This window comes from Ottowia sp. SB7-C50 (assembly GCF_033110285.1).
Classification (GTDB): Bacteria; Pseudomonadota; Gammaproteobacteria; order Burkholderiales; family Burkholderiaceae_C; genus Ottowia.
In genome coordinates this window covers 1,091,431-1,113,267 of the sequence record NZ_CP136995.1, presented here as the reverse complement: position 1 = coordinate 1,113,267, position 21,837 = coordinate 1,091,431, and the positions used below count along the sequence as shown (strand labels likewise).

Annotated in this window: 17 protein-coding genes, 3 tRNA genes and 1 pseudogene; 6 read left to right on the top strand and 15 right to left on the bottom strand. The window is 67.9% G+C overall.

Going from position 1 to position 21,837, the window contains the following annotated elements:
• Positions 1 to 71: 71 nt before the first annotated feature.
• Together R0D99_RS05370 and rnr are read right to left on the bottom strand one after the other, a co-directional pair.
• Entirely contained in the window at positions 72 to 839 is a 768-nt protein-coding gene (locus tag R0D99_RS05370; RefSeq protein WP_317750345.1) for an SDR family oxidoreductase, read from the bottom strand.
• A 73-nt stretch (positions 840 to 912) separates the two neighbouring features.
• Complete coding sequence (rnr, locus tag R0D99_RS05365; protein ID WP_317751009.1) at positions 913 to 3,186, bottom strand: ribonuclease R; 2,274 nt, start codon at positions 3,184 to 3,186, stop codon at positions 913 to 915.
• A gap of 36 nt (positions 3,187 to 3,222) precedes the next feature.
• On the opposite strand from rnr, the gene R0D99_RS05360 reads away from it, so the two are divergent.
• Positions 3,223 to 3,307 (top strand) — tRNA-Leu (locus R0D99_RS05360).
• Positions 3,308 to 3,449: 142 nt separating this feature from the next.
• Here R0D99_RS05360 and rimO read toward each other — a convergent pair.
• The 5 genes from rimO to R0D99_RS05335 all read right to left on the bottom strand — a co-directional run bounded on the left by rimO (position 3,450) and on the right by R0D99_RS05335 (position 7,770).
• A complete protein-coding gene (gene rimO, locus R0D99_RS05355; RefSeq protein ID WP_317750344.1) occupies positions 3,450 to 4,871 on the bottom strand; it encodes a 30S ribosomal protein S12 methylthiotransferase RimO in 1,422 nt (473 codons plus the stop codon).
• A gap of 96 nt (positions 4,872 to 4,967) precedes the next feature.
• A complete protein-coding gene (phaR, locus tag R0D99_RS05350; RefSeq protein ID WP_317750343.1) occupies positions 4,968 to 5,537 on the bottom strand; it encodes a polyhydroxyalkanoate synthesis repressor PhaR in 570 nt (189 codons plus the stop codon).
• Positions 5,538 to 5,730: 193 nt separating this feature from the next.
• A tRNA-Lys gene (locus R0D99_RS05345) sits at positions 5,731 to 5,806 on the bottom strand.
• A gap of 51 nt (positions 5,807 to 5,857) precedes the next feature.
• Entirely contained in the window at positions 5,858 to 6,655 is a 798-nt protein-coding gene (locus R0D99_RS05340; protein WP_416365971.1) for a ThiF family adenylyltransferase, read from the bottom strand.
• Complete coding sequence (locus R0D99_RS05335) at positions 6,652 to 7,770, bottom strand: YeeE/YedE family protein (protein ID WP_317750342.1); 1,119 nt, start codon at positions 7,768 to 7,770, stop codon at positions 6,652 to 6,654. The genes R0D99_RS05340 and R0D99_RS05335 overlap by 4 nt, the downstream gene beginning before the upstream one ends.
• Before the next feature lie 256 nt (positions 7,771 to 8,026).
• Here R0D99_RS05335 and R0D99_RS05330 point away from each other — a divergent pair, with 256 nt between their 5' ends.
• Positions 8,027 to 10,876: a valine--tRNA ligase gene (locus R0D99_RS05330; RefSeq protein WP_317750341.1), complete on the top strand. Its 2,850-nt coding sequence runs from the start codon at positions 8,027 to 8,029 to the stop codon at positions 10,874 to 10,876.
• Positions 10,877 to 10,884: 8 nt separating this feature from the next.
• On the opposite strand, the gene R0D99_RS05325 is transcribed toward R0D99_RS05330, so the two are convergent.
• On the bottom strand, positions 10,885 to 11,820 hold the full coding sequence (locus R0D99_RS05325) for an NAD(P)-dependent oxidoreductase (RefSeq protein ID WP_317750340.1): 936 nt from the start codon (positions 11,818 to 11,820) through the stop codon (positions 10,885 to 10,887).
• A gap of 105 nt (positions 11,821 to 11,925) precedes the next feature.
• On the opposite strand from R0D99_RS05325, the gene galU reads away from it, so the two are divergent.
• Positions 11,926 to 12,813 (top strand): UTP--glucose-1-phosphate uridylyltransferase GalU, encoded by an 888-nt coding sequence (galU, locus tag R0D99_RS05320; protein WP_317750339.1) that lies wholly within the window; start codon positions 11,926 to 11,928, stop codon positions 12,811 to 12,813.
• Between the two features lie 15 nt (positions 12,814 to 12,828).
• On the opposite strand, the gene R0D99_RS05315 is transcribed toward galU, so the two are convergent.
• The 3 genes from R0D99_RS05315 to cysM all read right to left on the bottom strand — a co-directional run bounded on the left by R0D99_RS05315 (position 12,829) and on the right by cysM (position 14,588).
• Positions 12,829 to 13,056 (bottom strand): sulfurtransferase TusA family protein, encoded by a 228-nt coding sequence (locus R0D99_RS05315; protein WP_317750338.1) that lies wholly within the window; start codon positions 13,054 to 13,056, stop codon positions 12,829 to 12,831.
• A 14-nt stretch (positions 13,057 to 13,070) separates the two neighbouring features.
• Positions 13,071 to 13,619, bottom strand: coding sequence for an NUDIX domain-containing protein (locus R0D99_RS05310; protein WP_317750337.1), 549 nt, complete (start codon positions 13,617 to 13,619; stop codon positions 13,071 to 13,073).
• 66 nt (positions 13,620 to 13,685) lie between these two features.
• Positions 13,686 to 14,588 carry a cysteine synthase CysM gene (gene cysM, locus R0D99_RS05305; protein WP_317750336.1) on the bottom strand — a complete coding sequence of 301 codons (903 nt, stop codon included), beginning with the start codon at positions 14,586 to 14,588 and terminating at the stop codon, positions 13,686 to 13,688.
• A 39-nt stretch (positions 14,589 to 14,627) separates the two neighbouring features.
• On the opposite strand from cysM, the gene R0D99_RS05300 reads away from it, so the two are divergent.
• A tRNA-Leu gene (locus R0D99_RS05300) sits at positions 14,628 to 14,712 on the top strand.
• A 178-nt stretch (positions 14,713 to 14,890) separates the two neighbouring features.
• On the opposite strand, the gene R0D99_RS05295 is transcribed toward R0D99_RS05300, so the two are convergent.
• The 3 genes from R0D99_RS05295 to R0D99_RS05285 all read right to left on the bottom strand — a co-directional run bounded on the left by R0D99_RS05295 (position 14,891) and on the right by R0D99_RS05285 (position 18,406).
• The gene (locus R0D99_RS05295; RefSeq protein ID WP_317750335.1) at positions 14,891 to 16,276 is read right to left on the bottom strand and encodes an APC family permease; all 1,386 of its coding nucleotides are present in this window, start codon (positions 16,274 to 16,276) and stop codon (positions 14,891 to 14,893) included.
• Complete coding sequence (locus R0D99_RS05290) at positions 16,273 to 17,244, bottom strand: class I SAM-dependent methyltransferase (protein WP_317750334.1); 972 nt, start codon at positions 17,242 to 17,244, stop codon at positions 16,273 to 16,275. The genes R0D99_RS05295 and R0D99_RS05290 overlap by 4 nt, the downstream gene beginning before the upstream one ends.
• 235 nt (positions 17,245 to 17,479) lie before the next feature.
• Entirely contained in the window at positions 17,480 to 18,406 is a 927-nt protein-coding gene (locus R0D99_RS05285; protein WP_317750333.1) for an NAD-dependent epimerase/dehydratase family protein, read from the bottom strand.
• Positions 18,407 to 18,454: 48 nt separating this feature from the next.
• Between R0D99_RS05285 and R0D99_RS05280 the strand changes: the two genes are divergently transcribed.
• On the top strand, positions 18,455 to 19,498 hold the full coding sequence (locus R0D99_RS05280; RefSeq protein WP_317750332.1) for a CDP-6-deoxy-delta-3,4-glucoseen reductase: 1,044 nt from the start codon (positions 18,455 to 18,457) through the stop codon (positions 19,496 to 19,498).
• 80 nt (positions 19,499 to 19,578) lie between these two features.
• Positions 19,579 to 20,545, top strand: a pseudogene (locus R0D99_RS05275) (Bug family tripartite tricarboxylate transporter substrate binding protein).
• Positions 20,546 to 20,623: 78 nt separating this feature from the next.
• Here the strand turns inward: R0D99_RS05275 and R0D99_RS05270 are convergent.
• Complete coding sequence (locus R0D99_RS05270) at positions 20,624 to 21,766, bottom strand: branched-chain amino acid ABC transporter substrate-binding protein (protein WP_317750331.1); 1,143 nt, start codon at positions 21,764 to 21,766, stop codon at positions 20,624 to 20,626.
• Between the last annotated feature and the right edge of the window lie 71 nt (positions 21,767 to 21,837).

The following is a 21,837-nucleotide window of genomic DNA, read 5'->3' as shown; positions in this document are numbered from 1 at the left end:
CAAAGCGGCCCATCGCGCGGACCAGTTTCACCGTCGCACGACGGCACTGACCGCGCGGCCGCGGCCCACCCTCAACCGCGCCCGACGAACGGCATCCTGGTGGCCATCACTGTGTGGAACAGCACGTTGGCCGACAGCGGCAGGTTGGCCATGTACAGCACGGACTGGCCGACCAGGGCGACGTCCATGCGGGGTTCTTCCATCAACTGGCCGTTGGGCTGCAGGATGCCGGCGGCCATGCGCGTGGTCATGTCGGTGGCGGCGTTGCCGATGTCGATCTGGCCAACGGCGATGTCGTAGGCGCGGCCGTCCAGCGACGCGGCCTTGGTCAGCCCGGTGACGGCGTGCTTGGTGGCCGTATAGGCAATGCTGTGCGGGCGCGGGGCGTGGGCCGAAATGCTGCCGTTGTTGATGATGCGGCCGCCCTGCGGCGACTGCCCCTTCATGACGCGGAACGCGGCCTGGATGCACCAGAACATGCCGTTCAGGTTGACATCGACCACGGCACGCCATTGCTCGGCCGTCAGTTCCTCCAGCGGCGCGGCACGCGCGCCCAGCCCGGCGTTGTTGAACAGCAGGTCGACGCGGCCGAACGACGCCACAACCCGGTCGAACAGCGCCTGCACCGCCGCCGGGTCGGCCACGTCGGTGGGCACGGCCAGCGCACGCGCGCCAGCACCCGACTCGGCGGCCACCTGCTGCAGCGGCTCGGCGCGGCGGCCGGCCAGCGCAACCTGCCAGCCGTCGGCCAACAGGGCCAGTGCCGCGGCGCGGCCGATGCCGGTGCCAGCGCCGGTGACGATGGCGGTACGGGGTGTGGGGTTCACTGCAGTCTCCATTCAAAAACACGTGGTAGCGCACGCCACAGGGTCGTTTTTAGCTATATAAATAGAAGCAACCGCGCGCAAAACGTCAGCGCCGGCTCTTGCGCGGCTTCCCGCTCTTGGCGGTCTTGGCCGCGGCCTTCTTCACCGCGGATTTCAGCGCCTGCATGGGCGATGCGCGCGCAGCGCCGCGTTCAGTGTCCCGCGTCTGGCGCGCGCTGCGCTTGGCCGATTTCTTGGCCGGCTGGCCGCGCTCGGCCGGGGCCACGCCCTTGTCGCGCAGGGCGCGGGATTGCAGTTCGTCGCCCTCGCGCACCAGGCGAAAGTCGATGCGCCTGCCGTCCAGATCGACCCGGCTGACCTGCACGCGCACCTTGGTGCCGACGGCGTAGCGGATGCCGGTGCGTTCACCGCGCAATTCCTGCCGCACCTCGTCGAACCGGAAATACTCGCCGCCCAGTTCGGTGATGTGGACCAGGCCTTCGACGTACAGATCGTTCAGCGTCACGAACAGGCCGAAGCTGGTGGCCGCGCTGACGGTGCCGCCGAATTCCTCGCCCAGGTGCTCCTTCATGTACTTGCACTTGAGCCACGCCTCGACGTCGCGGCTGGCCTCGTCGGCGCGCCGCTCGTTGGCGCTGCAGTGCAGGCCGGCGGCTTCCCAGGCCAACATCTCGGGCGTTTGCCGCTTGACCTGCGGCGGCGCGTCTTTATTGCGTGAAGCGCTATTTTTTTGCAAGCGCGCACGCAGCTTTTCGTGTGCCTCGCCCGGCGTGGGCAGCACCGGCAACTGGTACCTGCGCGCGGCCAGGATGGCCTTGATGACGCGGTGCACCAGCAGGTCGGGGTAGCGCCGGATCGGGCTGGTGAAGTGCGTGTACGCCTCGTACGCCAGGCCGAAGTGCCCGCTGTTGGTGGGCGTGTAGATGGCCTGGCTCATCGAGCGCAGCAGCATCATGTGAATCTGCGCGGCGTCGGGGCGGTCCTTGGTGGCTTCGGCGATGCGCTGGAATTCGCTGGGGTGCGGCGTGTCGCTGATCGACAGCCCCAGGCCCAGCGCCTTCAGGTAGCCGCGCAGGATGTCCTGCTTCTCGGGCGTGGGGCCTTCGTGGACGCGGAACAGGCCGGCGTGTTCGCTGCTTTCGATGAAGTCGGCGCTGCACACGTTGGCGGCCAGCATGCATTCCTCGATGAGCCGGTGCGCGTCGTTGCGCGTGCGCGGCACGATCTTTTCGATGTGGCCCGCTTCGTCGCACACGATCTGGGTCTCGACGGTGTCGAAATCAACCGCGCCACGCGCCTGGCGGTTTTTCAGCAGCGCGCGGTACACGTCGTGCAGGTTCAGCAAGTCCTGTACACGCGCCTTGCGCTTGGCGGCCTCGGGCCCGCGCGTGTTGGCCAGAATGGCGGCCACCTCGGTGTAGGTGAAGCGCGCGTGGCTGAACATCACCGCCGGGTAGAACTGGTACGCCACCACCTCGCCCTTGGCCGACACCATCATGTCGCACACCATGCACAGGCGCTCGACGTCGGGATTGAGCGAGCACAGGCCGTTGCTCAGCTTTTCGGGCAGCATGGGGATCACGCGGCGCGGAAAGTACACGCTGGTGGCGCGGTCGTAGGCATCGATGTCGATCGGATTGCCCGTCTCGACGTAGTGGCTGACGTCGGCAATGGCCACCAGCACGCGCCAGCCGTTGGGTTTCTTGCCGCGGCCGCTGACCACGGCGGGCTCGCAGTACACGGCGTCGTCGAAGTCGCGCGCGTCTTCGCCGTCGATGGTGCACAGCGGCACGTCGGTCAGATCGACCCGGCCGCGCTTGTCGGCGGGCTGCACGGTGTCGGGCAGCGCGCGCGCCTCGCCCATGGCGGCGTCGGAGAACTGGTGCGGCACGCCGTACTTGCGCACCGCAATCTCGATCTCCATGCCGGGGTCGTCGATCTCGCCCAGCACCTCTTTCACGCGGCCCACGGGCTGGCCGTACAGCGCCGGCGGCTCGGTCAGTTCGACCACCACCACCTGGCCCTGCTTGGCGGCGCCGATGGCGGTCTTGGGTATCAGCACGTCCTGGCCGTAGCGCTTGTCTTCGGGCGCCACCAGCCAGATGCTGCCTTCGTGCAACAGCCGCCCGATGATCGGGTGCGGCGGGCGCTCGACGATCTCGAGCACGCGACCTTCGGGCCGGCCGCGCCGGTCCTGCCGCACGATGCGCACCTTGACGCGGTCGCGGTGCAGCACCGCGCGCATCTCGTTGGGCGGCAGATAGATGTCCGGCTCGCCGTCGTCGCGCTGCACAAAACCGTGGCCGTCACGGTGGCCTTGCACCGCTCCTTCAATTTCATCCAGCAGGCCGCTGGAAATGTCCAAATTTTTGATATAGAATCCTTGTTTCCTGATGCCCAGGTGGCGGAATTGGTAGACGCACTAGTTTCAGGTACTAGCGCCGAGAGGCGTGGAGGTTCGAGTCCTCTCTTGGGCACCATCATATTGATACGCCTTGGCTGATTCAGCCAAGGCACCTTCAAAAAGCCGCCGTTGAGCGGCTTTCTTTTTTGGTGCCGGCGCAGCGCCCAGGCCGCACACACGCCACGGCGTGGCTTGGCCGCAACGGTGGTGGCGCCCGGTCAAACCGCCACGCCCACCAGGTCGTGCCCTTGGGTTGCGACAATGCGGGCCCTGGTGAACTCGCCGACTTTCAGCGTCTTGCTGGCCTTTTCGGGCGGCAGCAGATGCACCACGCCATCGATCTCGGGCGCGTCGGCGTAACTGCGCCCCACGCCACCCTTGCGGCCCATGGCGGGCGCTGAATCCACCAGCACCTGCATGGTGGCGCCCACGCGTTCGCGCAGCTTGGCGGTCGAAACTTCTTCGGCCACCTGCATGAAGCGCGCGCGGCGCGCCTCGCGCTCGTCGGGCGGCAGCATGCCGGGCAGGTCGTTGGCGGTGGCGCCTTCCACGGGGCTGTAGGCAAAGCAGCCGGCACGGTCGATGCGCGCTTCGCGCATGAAGTCGAGCAGGTGCTCGAATTCGGCTTCGGTCTCGCCAGGAAATCCGGCGATGAAGGTGGATCGGATCACCAGATCCGGGCACATCTCGCGCCAGCGCGCGATGCGCTCCAGGTTCTTCTCGCCGCTGGCCGGGCGCTTCATGCGGCGCAGAACGTCGGGGTGGCTGTGCTGGAAGGGCACATCGAGGTACGGCAGCACCTTGCCTTCGGCCATCAGCGGGATGACTTCGTCCACACTTGGGTATGGATAGACGTAATGCAAGCGCACCCAGGCGCCGTGCGGCGCGGCCAGCTCGGCCAGCGCCTGCACCAGTTCCAGCATGCGCGTCTTGACGGGGCGGCCGTCCCAGAATCCGGTGCGGTACTTCACATCGACGCCGTAGGCCGACGTGTCCTGGCTGATGACCAGCAGTTCCTTCACGCCGCCTTCGAACAGCGCGCGCGCTTCCTTCAGCACGTCGCCAATGGGGCGGCTGACCAGGTCGCCGCGCATCGACGGAATGATGCAGAAGGTGCAACGGTGGTTGCAGCCCTCGCTGATCTTCAGGTAGGCGTAGTGGCGCGGCGTCAGCTTCAGGCCCGCTTCGCCGAACGCGCCGGGCACCAGGTCGATGAACGGATCGTGCGGCTTGGGCAGGTGCTGGTGCACGGCGTCCATCACCTCCTGCGTGGCGTGCGGGCCGGTCACGGCCAGCACCGCAGGGTGCAGGTGCTTGACCAGGTTTTCAGAACCATTTTGGGCGCCTGCGCTTGCCTCTTCTGCGGATGGCGCTATTGTTTTTGCACCAAGGCAGCCGGTCACAATCACCTTGCCGTTTTCCTTCAGCGCCTCGCCGATGGTGTCCAGGCTTTCCTTCACCGCGTCGTCGATGAAGCCGCAGGTGTTGACGATGACCAGGTCAGCGCCATCGAAGGTCTTGCTGGTCTGGTAACCCTCGGCCGCCAGTTGCGTCAGGATCAGTTCGGAGTCCGTCAGCGCCTTGGGGCAGCCCAGCGATACAAAGCCGATGCGGGGCGCGGACGTGTGGGTTTCGCTCATGGGTCGATTGTCGCAGCGAAACGTGACCGCATCAGGCTGCGGCAGCCGCGCCGCCAGGCCCGCCGCCCGCGCGCGAAGGCCGCGGCCGCGGCCGGCTCAAGGCCCCGGCCGCTTGATGCCGAACGCGCCCAGCACCTGCTCGGTCTGGCGCGTCATCTGGTCCTGCATCTGCAGGAAAAGATTCTTGCTCTGCTCCAGGTAGCTGCCCATCATCCCCTGCATCAGCGGCGACTGCATGCGCATGAACTGGCTCCACATCTCCGGCGTCAGCCCTTGCGACTGCTCCGCCATCCGGGCCTGGATGTCGATGAAGGCCTGGATGTTCTTGTCCAGATAGCTGCCCATGAAGCCCTGCATGGCATGCCCGTAGAAACGGATGATGTGCGCCAGCATCGCTTCGGTGAACATCGGCGCGCCGCTCGCCTCTTCTTCCAGGATGATCTGCAGCAGGATGCTGCGCGTCAGGTCTTCGCCCGTCTTGGCATCGCGCACCACGAAAACCTCGTGCGCCATCACCAGCTCGCGCACCTGCGCCAGCGTGATGTACGTGGACGTATCCATGTCGTACAGGCGGCGGTTGGGGTACTTCTTGATCACCCGCGCCTGGGCCGCCTGGCCGCCCGCGGGCGCCTTGCTGGCCGAATCGGTTGCTTTGGAGCGGCTCATGAGCGAGATTGCCTGTACGAACGGTGTTGCACTGCAGCAGATTCTAGGGCCGGCTGCCAGCATGCCGGGCATGACTTACCCTGATGCGCGCTGCCGCGCCGCCAGCGATGGCGAGGCACTGCACGATGTTTACACCGCCCGAAAAAGAAGAAAGCCCGCTAGCGTTTTCGCAGCGGGCTTTCCATGTATGGCTTGGTAGGACGTGCAGGATTCGAACCTGCGACCAACGGATTAAAAGTCCGCTGCTCTACCAACTGAGCTAACGTCCCACACACCACCTGATCACCAGCCGGTCATCAGGCGAGCCTCAAATTATAGCGTTATTTTTGCATCCGCTTTGCAAGCTGGTCCATCACCCAGCCGGCGGCGCAAAAGCCGAAGGTGGCGGTGACGCTGACCAGCGAGCCGTAGCCGTGGCAATTCAATGATCCATCGTTGGCCGGCGCACCGGCGTCGCACGCTTCGGGCATCGCCACGCTTTCGCGGCTGAAGACCACGGCCACGCCCATGCGCTTGCCGACGGCCGGGGCGCCATGCTGGCGGCGCAGGCGGTAGCGCAGTTGTGCAATAAGCGGATCGTGCGTGACCTCGGCGATGTCCGCGACTTCCACGCGTTCGGCGTGGCGCTTGCCGCCTGCCGCGCCGCAGCAGATGAACAGCTGCCGCTCGCGCAACGCCCACGACGCCATAACCAGCTTGGCGGCCGTCTGGTCGCAGGCGTCGATCACGGCGTCGACGGGCGCGGGCAGCAGGCTTGGCCAGTTGGCGGGCTCGACAAAGCTGTCGACCGCGTGCACCACGCAGTCGGGGTTGATGAGCGCGATGCGCTCGCGCATGGCCTGCACCTTGGCCTGGCCGATGGTGGGCGTCAGCGCATGGGCCTGGCGATTGACGTTGGATTCGGCCACGTGGTCCAGATCGATCAGGGTGATGCTGCCGACACCGGTGCGCGCCAGCGCCTCTGCCGCCCACGACCCGACACCGCCGATGCCCGCCACGGCCACGTGCGCCGCACGGACGCGCGCCGCGCCAGCGTCGCCGTACAGCCGCGTCAGCGAACCGAAGCGGCGCTCGGCATCGGCCGGGGCGGATTCGATGGGCGCCTGCACGGCCGTCACAGCAGCCGCTCCAGGCGCCAGGACTGGTATTTCAGCGCCAGCACGGCGCCGGCAGCAATGGCCGCCACGGCGGTAAAGCTGGTCAGGCTCAGGTTGGACAGCCCGCTCAAGCCCTGCCCGAAGGTACAGCCCAGCGCCGTGACCCCGCCCACGCCCATCAGGACGGCGCCGACCAGGTGATTGGCCAGGTCTTCCGTGGTGCGAAAGCCCTCCCAGCGAAACTGCCGCGTGGCCAGCGCATGCCCTGCCGCCCCCACCACCACGCCGGCGACCGACGCGACGCCGAGACTCAGGCGCTGGCTGCGGTCGCTGAAGAAGATCAGCCAGTCGATGGCATGCGCCAGCGGGCCGGTAAAGGTGACCGCCTCCATGCGCCCGCTGCGCGTGGCCAGGTAGGCTTCTTCCAGCGTGGCAGGGTGTTCAGCCACATGGCCGACGTGCCCGCTCAGCCACCACATGGCGACGATCACGCCCCCCACGCCCACGCCCGCGAGCAGGTTGTGGCCCGTGACGAACCCCCGCCCGACCAACGCCCACGCCACCAGCGGCACGCCCACGAGCAGCGCCATGCCGAGCAGGCTCGCACCCAGCGGCCAGCCTGCTGCTGCGGCGGCCAGATGGCCCAGCGTGGCGGGCGTGTCGAACGTGATCGCGACCTTGTCCACCGTCACGTCGCGCACCACCGCCGTGATGCCGCGCAGCGTGGCATAGGCGGCCAGGCCCATCACCACAAACACCACCAGCGCCTTCAGGCTGCCCCCGCCCAGGCGCACCAGCGTGCGCGCACCGCAGCCTGACGACAACACCATGCCGACCCCGAACAGCAGCCCGCCGACCAGGGCCGACAGCCAGTACCACGTGGCGCCCGCGTACAGCGAATCGGCCGCGCGCACCCAGCCGCCCCAGGCCAGCACGCCAAAGCCGATGGTGGCCACGCCGGCCGCCAGCACCCATTGGCGCAGGCGCGTGGCGTCGCCGGTGGCCAGCAGGTCGGCAATGGCGCCCATGGTGCAGTAGCGCGTGCGATGCATGATGGCGCCCAGCAGCACCGAAAGCGCAAATGCGCCCCACAACACACTGCGTGCCAGCAGGTCGATGTCTTGCTGTGTCGGCATGGGGCGCGATTCTAGTGAAGCCGGCGCGGGCGGCACCTGGCCATCGCCACAAACGGGCGCGCCATTTACTATTGTTTTTGTAGCTGCAGGCGCTTTGTCATTCAGGGCCGGCGTGCGCGTGGGCACCGTATCTGGATGCGCGCTGGCGGCCTGCCAGCTCAGCGTGGTCTGGCTAAAATCATGGGTTTCGCGCCCGCTCCCTGCGCCGTTGCGAAGCCTCCCCTACCGCCTCCTCGCGGCCGTGCCGCCCACCACCATGTCTGATCCGTTGCAGCAACCGGGGCTTGCGTCCCTGTCCAAATCCTTCGAGCCCTCCGCCGTCGAATCGCGCTGGGGCCCGGCGTGGGAGCAGGCGGGCCTCGGCAGCGCGGGCTGGCGCGGCACCGGCGCGCCCAATGCCGAGGCGGCCGCCCAGGGCGAGAACTTCGCCATCCAGCTGCCGCCGCCCAACGTGACCGGCACGCTGCACATGGGCCATGCGTTCAACCAGACGATCATGGACAGCCTCACGCGCTACCACCGCATGCGGGGCTACAACACGCTGTGGGTGCCAGGCACCGACCACGCCGGCATCGCCACGCAGATCGTGGTCGAGCGCCAGTTGCAGGAAAAAGGCCAGAACCGCCACGACCTGGGGCGCAAGAACTTCGTCGCCCGCGTGTGGGAATGGAAGCAGCAGTCCGGCGACACCATCACGCGCCAGATGCGCCGCATGGGCGCCAGCGTCGACTGGGGGCACGAATACTTCACCATGGACGACAAGCTGTCCAAGGTGGTGACCGAAACCTTCGTGCGTCTGTACGAGCAGGGCCTGATCTACCGCGGCAAGCGGCTGGTGAACTGGGACCCGGAGCTGAAGACCGCCGTGTCCGATCTCGAAGTCGAAAGCGAGGAAGAGGACGGCTTCCTGTGGCACATCGCCTATCCGCTGGCCGACGGCAGCGGCGAAAAACTGGTCGTGGCCACCACGCGCCCCGAAACCATGCTGGGCGACGTGGCGGTGATGGTGCATCCGGAGGATGAGCGCTACAAGCACCTGATCGGCCAGCACGTCACGCTGCCGCTGGTGGGGCGTGAGATCCCCGTCATCGCCGACGACTATGTGGACAAGGACTTCGGCACCGGCGTGGTCAAGGTCACGCCGGCGCACGACGCGAACGACTACGCGGTGGGCCAACGCCACGGCCTGCCAATGATCGGCGTGCTGAACCTCGATGCGACGATCAACGACAACGCGCCCGACATCTTCCGCGGACTGAACCGCTTTGCCGCCCGCAAGGCCATCGTGTCCGACCTCGATTCGCAGGGCCTGCTGGTCGAAACCAAGAAGCACAAGCTGATGGTGCCGCGCTGCGCGCGCACGGGGCAGATCATCGAGCCGATGCTGACCGACCAGTGGTTCGTCGCCATGACCAAGGTGGACGAAACAGGCAAGTCCATTGCGCAGAAAGCCATCGACGCCGTGACCAGCGGCCAGGTGCGCTTCGTGCCCGAGAACTGGGTCAACACCTACAACCAGTGGATGAACAACATCCAGGACTGGTGCATCAGCCGCCAGCTGTGGTGGGGGCACCAGATTCCGGCGTGGTATGGCGACGATGGTTCAGTTTTTGTAGCGCGCGACGAAGCAGAGGCGCGCGCCAAGGCCCAGAAGCAGGGCTATACGGGCGCGCTGACCCGCGACGAAGACGTGCTGGACACCTGGTATTCGTCGGCGCTGGTGCCGTTCTCGTCGCTCGGCTGGCCCGACAAGACCGAGGACCTGTCGCTGTACCTGCCGTCCTCCGTGCTGGTCACCGGCCACGACATCATCTTCTTCTGGGTCGCCCGGATGATCATGATGACGACGCATTTCACCGGCCAGGTGCCGTTCAAGGACGTGTACATCCACGGCCTGGTGCTGGACGCGCACGGCAAGAAGATGAGCAAGTCGGAAGGCAACGTACTCGACCCGGTCGACCTGATCGACGGTATTGCGCTGGAGCCGCTGCTCGAAAAACGCACCACCGGCCTGCGCAAGCCCGAAACCGCACCCAAGGTGCGCGAAAACACCAAGAAGGAGTTCCCAGACGGCATTCCCGGCTACGGCGCCGATGCGCTGCGCTTCACGTTTGCCGCCATGGCCACGCTCGGGCGCACCGTCAACTTTGACTCGAAGCGCTGCGAGGGCTACCGCAACTTCTGCAACAAGCTGTGGAACGCATCGCGCTTCGTGCTGATGAACTGCGAGGGCTACGATTGTGATAGCGCTGGCGACAGCTCGGACGCGCGCTCGGCCGCCGACCGCTGGATCGTCAGCCGCCTGCAGAAGACCGAGGCCGCGGTGGCCAAGGGCTTTGAGGACTACCGCCTCGACGTGGTGGCCAACACGCTGTACGACTTCGTCTGGAACGAGTATTGCGACTGGTACCTCGAAATCGCCAAGGTGCAGATCCAGACCGGCACGCCCGAGCAGCAGCGCGCCACGCGCCGCACGCTAATCCGCGTGCTGGAAGCGATCCTGCGGCTGGCCCATCCGATCATCCCGTTCGTGACCGAGGCCTTGTGGCAGGTGGTGGCGCCCATCGCCGGCAAGACGGGCGATTCGATTGCGGTGGCGCCCTACCCGCAGGCGCAGGCGGCCAACATCGACGAAGCGGCCGAAGCGCAGGTCGCGCGGCTGAAGCAGTTTGTCGACGCCTGCCGCAACCTGCGCGGCGAAATGGGCGTATCGCCCGCGCAGCGCCTGCCGCTGTACGCGCTGGGCGATGCCGACTTCGTGCGCGGCCATGCCGCCGTGCTGCAGGCACTGGCCAAACTGAGCGAGGTGCAGGTGTTCGACCGCGAAGCCGACTGGCAGGCGGCCGCACAGGCCGCGCCGGTGGCCGTGGTGGGCGATGCGCGGCTGGCGCTGTTCATGCAGATCGACGTCGCGGCCGAGCGTGCGCGTCTGGGCAAGGAAGCGGCGCGGCTGGAAGGCGAAATGACCAAGGCATCGGCCAAGCTGGGCAACGAAGCCTTCGTCGCCAAGGCACCGCCGGCGGTGATCGAGCAGGAGAAAAAGCGCGTGGCCGATTTCGGTGCGGCGCTGGAGAAGATTCGCGCCCAACTGGCCCGGCTGGGCTAGGTGTCTGCTCAGGCCGCCGCAGCCCGCTTCTCTCGGGCCGACAGCACATCGTGCAGCCGGTCCACCAGATACCAGCTGCCACGCAGGCGCGACTCTTGCGTATGCGCGGCCAGCCCCGGCGTGACGGTGACACGGGGGCCGGGTCGCACGGGTGAATCGGGCGCGGTCAGCTGCGGATCGTCGCTGTCGATCATGAAGCCGCCGATGCGGCCCGATTGCAGCCGCGCAGCCAGTGCCTGCAGGTCGAACAGCGACGGCCGGCTGATGCAGGTCCACAGCTGGCCCGGCTTGCACGCCCCCAGCACGCGCGCGTTCACCAGGCCGCGGTAACGCGACGCATAGGACAGCTGCATCGACACCGCGTCCGCCATCTTCAGCATGCCAGCCAGCGTCAGCGGCTGCACGCCCAGGCGCTGCCACAGTTCGGCCTGCCGGTGCACGGCCGGGTCGTAGCCCACCACGCGCGCGCCCAGCGGCACCAGCATGGTGGCCAGCGCCTGCGCCGGGGGCGTCAGGCCAAACAGGCCGATCACGCTGTCGTTGATCTCGCGCCCCGGCCCATCACGCGCGCCGGGCGCGCACGGCAGCGCGCCGCCGCCGGTGCGAAACAGGTGCAACAGCGAGAACAGCAGGTATTCGGCACGCGCCCTCGCCGTGGTGCTGGCGGCCAGCACCACGCGCACGCCACGCCGGTGGCAGGCCGCCAGGTCGATGGTTTCGCTGTCGTCGTGCATGCGGCCGACGGCGACCAGATGCGGCGCGCAGTCCAGCAGCGGCCGGTTGATCATCACCTCGGGCGGTGCCACCAGGGCCTGGGCGCTGGCCAGTTGGGCGTGCAGTTGCGCCGTGTCATGCAGCAGATCGGGCCGATAATGCACGGTGTGGCGCGCCGCCAGCCAGGCGCGGGCGTCGTCCGCCAGATCCTGCAGCAGGAGTATGTCCAAGCGCGTCCTCCCCGATTCGTCCTGATGCGTGGTGCCCCGCCGCGCGGGCGCCAGCGCCGCCGGTGTGCTTTCTGCGCCGGACTTTAACATTTGCTTTCATCCGCCATGCCCCCTGTGCGCCCCGTTCATACCGCCGTGTTTCCCGTCGCCGGGCTCGGCACGCGCTTTCTCCCGGCCACCAAGGCCAGCCCCAAGGAAATGCTGCCCATCGTCGACAAGCCGCTCATCCAGTACGCGGTGGAAGAGGCCTACGCAGCAGGCGTGCGCCACATGGTGTTCGTCACCGGGCGCAGCAAGCGCGCCATCGAAGACCACTTCGACACCGCGTACGAGCTGGAAAGCGAGCTCGAAGCCGCCGGCAAGCACGACTTGCTGAAGCTGGTGCACGCCGTGGCGCCCGACGACATGGACTGCACCTACGTGCGCCAGCACCGCTCACTGGGCCTGGGCCACGCCGTGCTGTGCGCCGCGCACATCGTGGGCGACCGCCCGTTTGCCGTGCTGCTGGCCGACGACCTGATGGTGGGCCCGCCGGGCGGCCAGCCCGTGCTGGCGCAGATGGCCGATGCGTTCGAAGCGCTGGGCCGTTCGGTGCTGGCGGTGCAGGAAGTGCCGCTGGACCAGGTGCGCCGCTACGGCATCGTGGCTGGCCAGGCGGCGGGCGAGCGGCTGATCAGCATCGAGCACATCGTCGAAAAGCCGGCGCCTGACGTGGCCCCGTCGCGCATGGGCGTGGCCGGCCGCTACATCCTCACGCCGCGCATCTTCGACGAAATCCGCAGCCAGACGCCCGGCGCCGGCGGCGAGATCCAGCTGACCGACGCCATTGCGCGATTGATGAGCAAAGAGCGCGTCTACGCTTACCAGTACAGCGGCAAGCGCTACGATTGTGGTAGCAAAGAGGGGTTCCTGGAAGCCACCGTGGAACTGGCTCTGCAGCACCCCGAGATGGGCGCGTCGTTCCGCAGCTACCTGAAGTCGCTGACGCTGTAGCGCGCGGCCCCGGGTCTACCGGCGGCGCAGCACGTGCGCCGTGGTGTCGCCCTCGGTGGTCTGCTCGACCAGCTCGTTGCCGGTCTGCCTGGCGAAGGCCTGAAAGTCGCGCAGCGCGCCGCCGTCGGTCGACAGCACCTTCAGCAACTGCCCGCTCTGCAACTCGGCCAGCGCCTTCTTGGCCTTGAGGATGGGCAAAGGGCAGTTCAGCCCGCGTGCGTCGACTTCTTTGGCGATGTCCATGGGGCGATTGTGCGTCAGTCCAGGCCGCGGCGCCGCTCGGCATTTTCTTCGGCGGTGAAGAACACCGGCTCGTGCCCGCGCGAGCGCAGCCAGTCGGCCAGCGCGTAGCCGGTGCCGGCGGGCCAGCACTTCAGGTCGGGCAGGTCGTACAGGCGCCAGTCGACCAGTTCGGGCGACAGGCGCACCTCGCCTTCGCACACCGCGTGGTAGGCAATGATCACCTGGTTCATGCGCTGGAAGTCGTACACGCCCACCAACTCGAGCGATTGCACGTCCAGATGGGTTTCTTCCTTCACCTCGCGCGCAATGCCTTCTTGCGGCGTCTCGCCCGCCTCCATGAAACCGGTGATGAGCGCGAACATCTTGGCCGGCCACGCCGCGTTGCGCGCCAGCAGCACCTGGCCGCGGTATTCGACGATGGCGGCCAGCACCGGCGTCGGGTTGTTCCAGTGGGTGAAGCCGCAGCCGGCGCAGCGCAGGCGCTCCACGATGCCGCTGTCCTCCTGCATGGGCAGCATCTCCAGCGGCGTGGCGCATTGGGGGCAGTAGTTCCAGCGGGTCATGTGCTTTTGTTTTTATAGCTGCGAGCGCTTGTCCGGCAAGCGCCAGCGCCGGTTTCTATCAAAATATCAGGCCGGAAAGACGCCGGTCGACAGGTAGCGGTCACCGCGGTCGCACACCACGAAAGCGATGGTGGCGCCCTGCACCTGCGCAGCCACCTGCTGCGCCACCCAGGCCGCCCCGCCGGACGAAATGCCGCCAAAGATGCCTTCTTCGCTGGCCAGCTGGCGCGCCATGTCCTCGGCGTCCAGCTGGTCGACCAGCACCAGTTCATCCACCGCCTTCGGGTCGTAGATGCGCGGCAGGTATTCCTCGGGCCACTTGCGGATGCCCGGAATGCGCGAGCCTTCGGACGGTTGCGCGCCGATGATCTTCACGTCCGGGTTCTTCTCTTTCAGATAGCGCGATACGCCGGTGATGGTGCCGGTGGTGCCCATGGCGCTGACGAAGTGCGTGATGCGCCCGCCGGTCTGCTCCCACAGCTCGGGGCCGGTGGTTTCGTAGTGGATGCGCGGGTTGTCGGGGTTGGCAAACTGGTCGAGCACCCGGCCCTTGCCCTGCGACACCATCTTGTCGGCCAGGTCGCGCGCGTATTCCATGCCGCCCGAGCGCGGCGTCAGGATCAGTTCGGCGCCAAAGGCCTTCATGGTCTGCGCGCGCTCGATCGACAGGTCTTCCGGCATGATCAGCACCATGTGGTAGCCCTTGATGGCGGCCGCCATGGCCAGCGCGATGCCGGTGTTGCCGCTGGTGGCCTCGATCAGCGTGTCGCCGGGCTTGATCTCGCCGCGCTCTTCGGCGCGGGCGATCATCGACAGCGCCGGCCGGTCTTTCACCGATCCGGCCGGGTTGTTGCCTTCGAGCTTGGCCAGCACCACGTTGCCGCGCGCCGCGTTGTCGCGCACGCCCACGCGCTGCAGCCGCACCAGGGGCGTGCGGCCGATGGTGTCTTCGATCGTCGGGTAGTTCATGACGTCCACTGTGCCATAATTTCCAGCTTGTCTTCGGCCGCCCGGGTGGCGAAATCGGTAGACGCAGGGGATTCAAAATCCCCCGCCGCAAGGTGTGCCGGTTCGAGTCCGGCCCCGGGCACCACGGCCAGTCAACAAGCATCGCCCAGCCTGTCCATCGACAGGCTTTTTTTGTGCCTGCGCACGCGACCGTCATCGCAGCCGCATGCAACGAGTGCCGGCCAGCGCTCATCCACAAAGCGCCAGCTGCTACAAACTATGCAGCACTTGTCATCCGCAGCTGTGCACGCACCCAGGCTCTCTCATTGCCCCTGCGCCAGCGTGGCGCCGCGCCGGCGGGCCGACGTTTCCAGCCACGCCAGCAGCAGCGCGCCCACGGCCAGCACGCCCACGCCCACCAGCGCGCCGGCCTTCACGTAGACCAGCGACGACCACAGCATGTAGGCGCAGACGGCGGCAAACAGCAGCGGCAGCAGCGGGTACAGCGGCACCTTGAACGGGCGCGGCGCGTGCGGCTCCTTGCGGCGCAGCACCATCAGCGCCAGCGTGCACAGCAGAAAGAAGCTCCAGAACACCGGCGCCGTGTAGTCGACCATGGTCTGGAAGCCGCTGCGCAGGCTGGCGCCCAGCACCACCAGCGCCAGCGCAAAGCCGGACTGCGCATACAGCGCCACCGCCGGCACGCCGCGCGCGCCTTCCCAGCGGCCCAGCCAGTGCAGTTGCGGCCAGTCGCGCCCGACAGCGAAGTTGGTGCGCGCGCCGACGATCATGGTGGCGTTGATCGAGGTCAGCGCCGCCACCGCCACCATGACGGCAATCAGCGTCTCGCCCGTGCGCCCAAAGGCCACGCGCAGCAGGTCGGCCGCCACCGCCTCGCTCCTGGCCATGCCCTGGATGCCCAGGCCGTACACATAGGCCAGGTTGACCAGCAGGTACAGCACGGTGATCAGCGTCAGGCTGATGACCAGCGCGTGCAGGATGCCGCGGCGCGAGCCGCGCAGTTCGGCGCTGAGGTAAGCGGCCTCGTTCCAGCCACCGTAGGTCAGCAGCACAAACACCATCGCCAGCCCCAGCATGCCCAGCGCCGGCATGCCGCTGCCTGCCGCCGCGGGCGCATCGGGCACCGGCATGCTGTGGCCACCGCTGCCCCACAGCCACAGGCCGGCCACCACCACCAGCACCAGGCCCAGCACCTCGGCCAGCGTCAGCCAGCTTTGTGCGCTGGCGCTGGCGTGAATGCCCCGCGCGTTCAGCCACGTCAGCACCACGACGGCCAGCGCGCCCCAGGTGGCCGAGCCGTAGGCACCCAGCGGCAGCACGGCACTCATGTAGTCGCCAAACACGAAGGCCAGCAGCGCGATGGAGCCGGTGGTGATGACCGCAAAGCGCGCCCACGCAAACAGAAAGGCCACGCGCCGTCCATAGGCCCGCTGCAGAAAGTGGTAGTCGCCGCCCGCGTGCGGCCAGGCCGCCGCCAGCTCGGCATAGCACAGCGCGCCGATGAGCGAGATCAACCCGCCCGCCACCCAGGCCGCCAGCATCCAGCCGGTGGAGCCGGTGAACTGCGCCACCAGCGACGGCGCCTTGAAAATGCCGGCGCCGATGACGATGCCGACGATGATGGCCACCGCCTCGCGCAGCGCCAGCGTCTGCCCCGGCTGGGTGGACTCGGACGCGGGCAGCGTCATTCGGTGCCCAGCGATTCGGCCTCGTTGTCGGCCGCCGGGCCGCTGCCTTCGATGGGTGGTGCTGCGCCGAGGCGGCGCGCGCTGAAGGGCGCGCGCACGGCGCCGCCGCCGGTCAGGTCGTACACGCTGCCCGTGATGCGGTCGCCCGCCACACGGCCGGTGAAGCGGCGCAGGTGCCCGTCCTCGTCGGTCAGGTCAAAGCGCACCTGGTCGCCCGCCACCTTGGGCTCCCGCACGAAGGTCTCGAAATCGCCAAACGCCACGGCAGCGTCGAAGTTCTGGAAGTGCTGGCGCGCCACGTCGAGCCGCACCGTGGCCGGGCCGGCGCGCTGCGGAAACTGCAGCTCCCACTGCCCGCCCACATTGGCCGGCACCAGCCACAAATGAACCGACGCATTGCCGATGCGCGAAGTCTCGTCGGGCCGCCAGCGGCCCATGCGGAATTCGTGCGAGACGATGCGCGTGCCCGGCTTCAGCGCCAGGATGCGCGGACGCAGCCGCAGGTTGAGGTGCGGCAGCAGGTACATGGTGATGACGGTGGCGCGGCTGAAGTCGGATTCGAAGATGTCCGCCTTCTCGAAGCGCGCGCGGTCGGCCACGCCGGCTTCGCGAGCGCGCCGCTGCGACAGCGCCACCATGTCGGGGTTGTATTCAATGCCCAGGCCGGGCGTGCCTTCGCGCGCCGCGGCAATGACGATCTTGCCGTCGCCCGAGCCGAGGTCGATCAAATAGTCCTGCGGCGTCAGCTGCGCCAGCCGCAGCATGCGGGTGACCTGCACGTCGGGCGTGGGGATCCAGATCACGTCCTTGCCGGACTGGCCACGCTGCGGCTCGTAGCCCGCGGCGGCGCGCCCGCGCGCGGGCTGTGCCTGCAGGCCGGCGGGCGCCAGCAGCCCCGCCGCGGCCCAGGCCGCCGAACTGGCCATGAAGGTGCGCCGATCGGCGCGATGGGTGTCGATCAGTGTCATGGTCTTTCCTGTGATGTGGCCGCCGCCGGAACGGCCGGTGCCGGACCAGCGCCGCCATGCGGCCAGCGCTGGCCGTCAGCGGGTTGCGCCACAGAATAACGCAGGCCCCGCCGACGGCATGCGCACGCGCGGCAGAACCCCGGCGGCATGGTGGGGCTTGCGTGGCAGCCGCACTGGGCTGCGCCGCATTCAGATAAATAAACGCCGCTCACGCTGGACTGAACAGCGTGTACAGCTATGAATGGGATAGCAAACCGCTGGCCGGCGTGGCATGGCGCAGTTGCAGGCGCAGCTCGCGCTTGAGCCGCGTGTTGTCCAGCCGGCGCGATTCGCCCATGAAGGACAGCAGCGTGGCCGGCAGGTGCTGGGCGGCGTCGGCGCGGCGCACGCGCGGCGGACGGGGCAGGCCGTACAGGTCGGCGGCCAGGTCGAAGTAGTCGCCCATCTTCAGCGCGCTGTCGTCACTGGCGTGGTAGACCCGCTGCGGCGCGCCGCGCCACAGCGCCAGCACGCAGGCGCGCGCCAGGTCGTCGGCGTGGATGTGGTTGGTGTAGACGTCGTCCTGGGGCGCCAGCACCGGCGTGCCGCGCAGCAGGCGGGCGCGCGGCGTGCCGCCCTCGCGGTCGGCGGCGTAGATGCCGGGTATGCGCAGCACACTGGTGCGCACACCGGCGGCGCGGCCAAAGGCGCGCACGTGACCTTCAGCGGCCACGCGGCGGCGTGCACGGGCAGTGGCGGGGCGCAGGCCGCGCGTTTCGTCGATGTGCGCGCCGCCGCAGTCGCCGTACACGCCGCTGGTCGAGCCATACACCAGCGCCAGCGGCGGCGTGCGGCGCGCCAGCGCCCGCACCAGCGCGCGGGTGCGCGGGTCGCCGTCACCCTCGCCGGGCGGCGGCGCCAGGTGCAGCACGCGCGTGGCGATGCCCGCCAGCCGGCGCAGGCGGACGGCGTCGTCCAGGTCGCCCACCAGCGGCTGGATGCGCTGCGCGCGCAGCGCACTCAGCGCCGCCGCCGACCCATCGCGCGACAGCGCCAGCACGCGCACGCGTGGCACCAGCCCGCGCGCGGCGCGCTGTCCCACGTCGCCGCAGCCGACGATGAGCACGCGCGGGCGCCGGAAGCGCGCGGGCAGCGCACCCAGGGGCGACAGGTTTGAGGGCAAAATTGATCGGTTCAGCGGGGTTTCAGAACCCGCCAGCATACTCAAGCCATGACCTACACCATCACCGTACAACCCAGCGGCCGCAGCTTCGAGGCCGAATCCGGCGAAACCATGCTCGCAGCGGGCATCCGGCAAGGCATCGGCCTGCCCTATGGCTGCAAGGACGGCGCCTGCGGCTCGTGCAAGTGCAGGAAGCTGAGCGGCACCGTCACCCACGGCCCGCACCAGGACAAGGCGCTGAGCGCGCAGGAGGAAGCCGACGGCTACGTGCTGACCTGCTGCGGCACCGCCACCAGCGACGTGGTGCTGGAGTCGCGCCAGGTGACGCACGCCGGCGCCTTCCCCATCAAGAAAATGCCGGCGCGCGTGGCCGTGCTTGAAAAGCTGTCGCCCGACGTGATGCGCGTGAAGCTGCAACTGCCAGCCAACGACATCATCCAGTACCACGCCGGGCAGTACGTCGAGTTCATCCTGCGCGACGGCGCGCGGCGCAGCTACAGCATGGCCAACGCGCCGCACACGCTGATCGAAAACGGCGCGCCCATGGTCGACCTGCACATCCGCCACATGCCGGGCGGCAAGTTCACCGACCACGTGTTCGGCACCATGAAGGAAAAGGAAATCCTGCGCATCGAAGGCCCGTACGGCAGCTTTCATCTGCGCGACGATTCGCCCAAGCCGATGGTGCTGCTGGCTTCGGGCACCGGCTTTGCGCCGATCAAGGCGATCATCGAGCACCTGCAGTTCATGGGCATCACGCGCGAAGCCGTGCTGTACTGGGGCGGCCGACGCCCGCACGACCTGTACATGGACGCCTGGGTCAAGGCCCGCTGCGCCGAGATGCCGAACCTGACCTATGTGCCCGTGGTGTCCGACGCCCTGCCCGAAGACGGCTGGAGCGGCCGCACCGGCTTCGTGCACCGCGCCGTGCTGCAGGACTTTGCCGACCTGTCCGGCCACCAGGTTTATGCCTGCGGCGCGCCCATCGTGGTCGATTCGGCGCGGCGCGACTATGTCGAGCAGGCCGGCCTGCCCGAACATGAGTTCTACGCCGACGCCTTCACCAGCGAAGCCGATAAGCTGACAGGCTGATTCGCCGTTTGCTTTTATTTTTGTAGCAATCAGCGCCTGACTGACCTGCGCTGAAGGCCTATTTCTTTTCAGGACCCACCATGCAAAGACGTTCCCTCATGCTCGCCAGCGTGGCGCTCGCCGCCAGCGCTGCCGCTTTCGCGCAGCCAGCCAAGCCCATCCGCCTGGTCGTGCCCTACGCGCCTGGCGGCCCGCTGGACGTGACGGCGCGCGCGCTGGCCGAGCGTGCCGAAGGCAAGCTGGGCACCATCATTGTCGAGAACAAGCCCGGCGCCGGCGGCAACATCGGCAGCGACTACGTGGCCAAGGCCGCACCCGACGGCAGCGTGATCGGCATCGCCGCGGTGGCCACGCACGCCATCAACCCCTGGCTGTTCCGCAAGATGCCCTTCGACGCCGGCAAGGACTTCGCCCCCATCACGCAGATGGTGCGCGTGCCCAACGTGCTGGTGATGAACGCCGACAGCGCCGCGCGGCTGCGCATCCAGACGCTGGCCGACCTGATCGCGTATGCCAAGAAGAATCCGGGCAAGCTCAACTACGGCTCGGGCGGCAACGGCTCGGCCGGGCACCTGGCGGGCGAAATGTTCAAGCAGGGCGCGGGCATCTTCGCCGTGCACATTCCGTACAACGGCGGCAACCCGGCGCAACTGGCCCTGCTGTCGGGCCAGGTGGACTTCAACATCGACAACCTGGCCACGGCATCGGCCAACATCAAGGCCGGCAAGCTGAAGGCGCTGGCCGTGACAACCGCCCAGCGCTCGCCCCTGCTGCCCGGCGTGCCCGCCATGGCCGAGGTGATCAAGGGCTTCGAGGTCGACACCTGGTGGGGCCTGGTGGCGCCCGCCGGCACGCCGGCCGACGTGATCGGCAGGCTGAACGCCGCCTTCACCGAAGCGCTGCGGGCCCCCCGAGACGCAGCAGCGCTTTGCCCAGCTGATGGCCGAGCCGGTGCCCACCACGCCGGAGCAGTTCGGCGCCCTGATGGCGCGCGAGCGTGCGCGCTATGAGCCGGTCGTCAAACGGTCGGGCGCCAAGGTGGATTGATCTCTTTTTGATAGCACAAAAGCAAAGAGCCCCGGGCGACCGGGGCTCTTTTTCATGGCGCCAAGGCGCAGGGCACGATCAGTTCAGCGGCGTGCGTGCGTTGTTGCGGTAGGCGTTCAGCGTTACGGCCGGCTTGGTCAGTTCGCCCTTGTCGGTGAACTGGATCTGCGCCGTCACGCCCTTGTAGTTGGTTTGGCGCATGGCGGGCACGTAGACCTTGGGGTCGACCGAGTTGGCGCGCTTCATCGCGTCGGCCAGCACCATGGTGGCGTCGTAGGCGTAGGGGCTGTAGATCTGGAACGCGCCGGGGAACTTGGCGTCGTAGCGCTTCTTCCAGTCCTGGCCGCCGGCCATCTTCTCGACCGAGATGCCGCCGGTGGCGCAGGTCACGTTGCCCACCATGGCCACCTTGCCCGCCAGCTCGGGCAGCTTTTCGGTGCATGAGCCGTCGCCGCTGAAGAACTTGACGTTGCCCAGGCCCAGCTGCTCCAGCTGACGCAGCATGGGGCCGGACTGCGCGTCCAGGCCGCCGTAGAAGATGGCGTCGGGCTTCTTGCCGCGGATGTTGGTCAGGATGGCCATGAAGTCGGTGGCCTTGTCGGTGGTAAATTCCTCGGCCACCACGTTCATGCCCTTCTGGCGCGCGGTTTCCTTGAACACGTTGGCCAGGCCCTGGCCGTAGGCGGTGCGGTCGTCGATGACGGCCACGTTCTTCAGCTTGAGCGCGTCGGCCGCGTAGATGGCCAGCGCCGCCCCCAGCGAGCTGTCGTTGGCGATCAGGCGGTAGGTGGTGTTGTAGCCCGGCTTGGTGACGTCGGGGTTGGTGGCGGCGGTGGTGATGTGCGGAATGCCGCACTTGTTGTAGATGCCCGACGCCGGGATGGTGGTGCCGGACTGCAGGTGGCCGACCACGCCCGCCACCTTCTGGTCGCACAGCTTCTGCGCCACGGCGGTGGCCTGCTTGGGGTCGCCCGCGTCGTCTTCGGCGGCGATCTCGAACTTGATCTTCTTGCCGCCGATGGTCAGGTTCTGCGCGTTCAGCTCGTCGATGGCCATGCGCACGCCGTTTTCGGTGTCCTTGCCGATGTGGGCAATGCCGCCCGAGGTGGGGCCGGCGTGGGCGATCTTGACGGTCTGGGTGTCCTGCGCGTGCACGACGCTGGCGGCCAGCAGCGCGCCGGCGGCGATGGCGGAAAGCGTGAAAGCCTGACGATGGGTCATGTTGAATCCTTCTGAAAAAAATGACGACAGCGGGCCAAGCCCGCGGGTTGAAAACTAGGAGTTGATCCTAA

What these genes read in the sequence shown, in the direction of transcription:
- R0D99_RS05370 (WP_317750345.1), bottom strand. Translation starts at nt 839, where the DNA reads ATGGAGACTGCAGTGAACCCCACACCCCGTACCGCCATCGTCACCGGC.
- R0D99_RS05330 (WP_317750341.1), top strand. Translation starts at nt 8,027, where the DNA reads ATGTCTGATCCGTTGCAGCAACCGGGGCTTGCGTCCCTGTCCAAATCC.
- R0D99_RS05295 (WP_317750335.1), bottom strand. Translation starts at nt 16,276, where the DNA reads ATGACGCTGCCCGCGTCCGAGTCCACCCAGCCGGGGCAGACGCTGGCG.
- galU (WP_317750339.1), top strand. Translation starts at nt 11,926, where the DNA reads ATGCCCCCTGTGCGCCCCGTTCATACCGCCGTGTTTCCCGTCGCCGGG.
- R0D99_RS05335 (WP_317750342.1), bottom strand. Translation starts at nt 7,770, where the DNA reads ATGCCGACACAGCAAGACATCGACCTGCTGGCACGCAGTGTGTTGTGG.
- phaR (WP_317750343.1), bottom strand. Translation starts at nt 5,537, where the DNA reads ATGAGCCGCTCCAAAGCAACCGATTCGGCCAGCAAGGCGCCCGCGGGC.
- cysM (WP_317750336.1), bottom strand. Translation starts at nt 14,588, where the DNA reads ATGAACTACCCGACGATCGAAGACACCATCGGCCGCACGCCCCTGGTG.
- R0D99_RS05280 (WP_317750332.1), top strand. Translation starts at nt 18,455, where the DNA reads ATGACCTACACCATCACCGTACAACCCAGCGGCCGCAGCTTCGAGGCC.
- R0D99_RS05310 (WP_317750337.1), bottom strand. Translation starts at nt 13,619, where the DNA reads ATGACCCGCTGGAACTACTGCCCCCAATGCGCCACGCCGCTGGAGATG.
- R0D99_RS05290 (WP_317750334.1), bottom strand. Translation starts at nt 17,244, where the DNA reads ATGACACTGATCGACACCCATCGCGCCGATCGGCGCACCTTCATGGCC.
- R0D99_RS05315 (WP_317750338.1), bottom strand. Translation starts at nt 13,056, where the DNA reads ATGGACATCGCCAAAGAAGTCGACGCACGCGGGCTGAACTGCCCTTTG.
- R0D99_RS05270 (WP_317750331.1), bottom strand. Translation starts at nt 21,766, where the DNA reads ATGACCCATCGTCAGGCTTTCACGCTTTCCGCCATCGCCGCCGGCGCG.
- rimO (WP_317750344.1), bottom strand. Translation starts at nt 4,871, where the DNA reads ATGAGCGAAACCCACACGTCCGCGCCCCGCATCGGCTTTGTATCGCTG.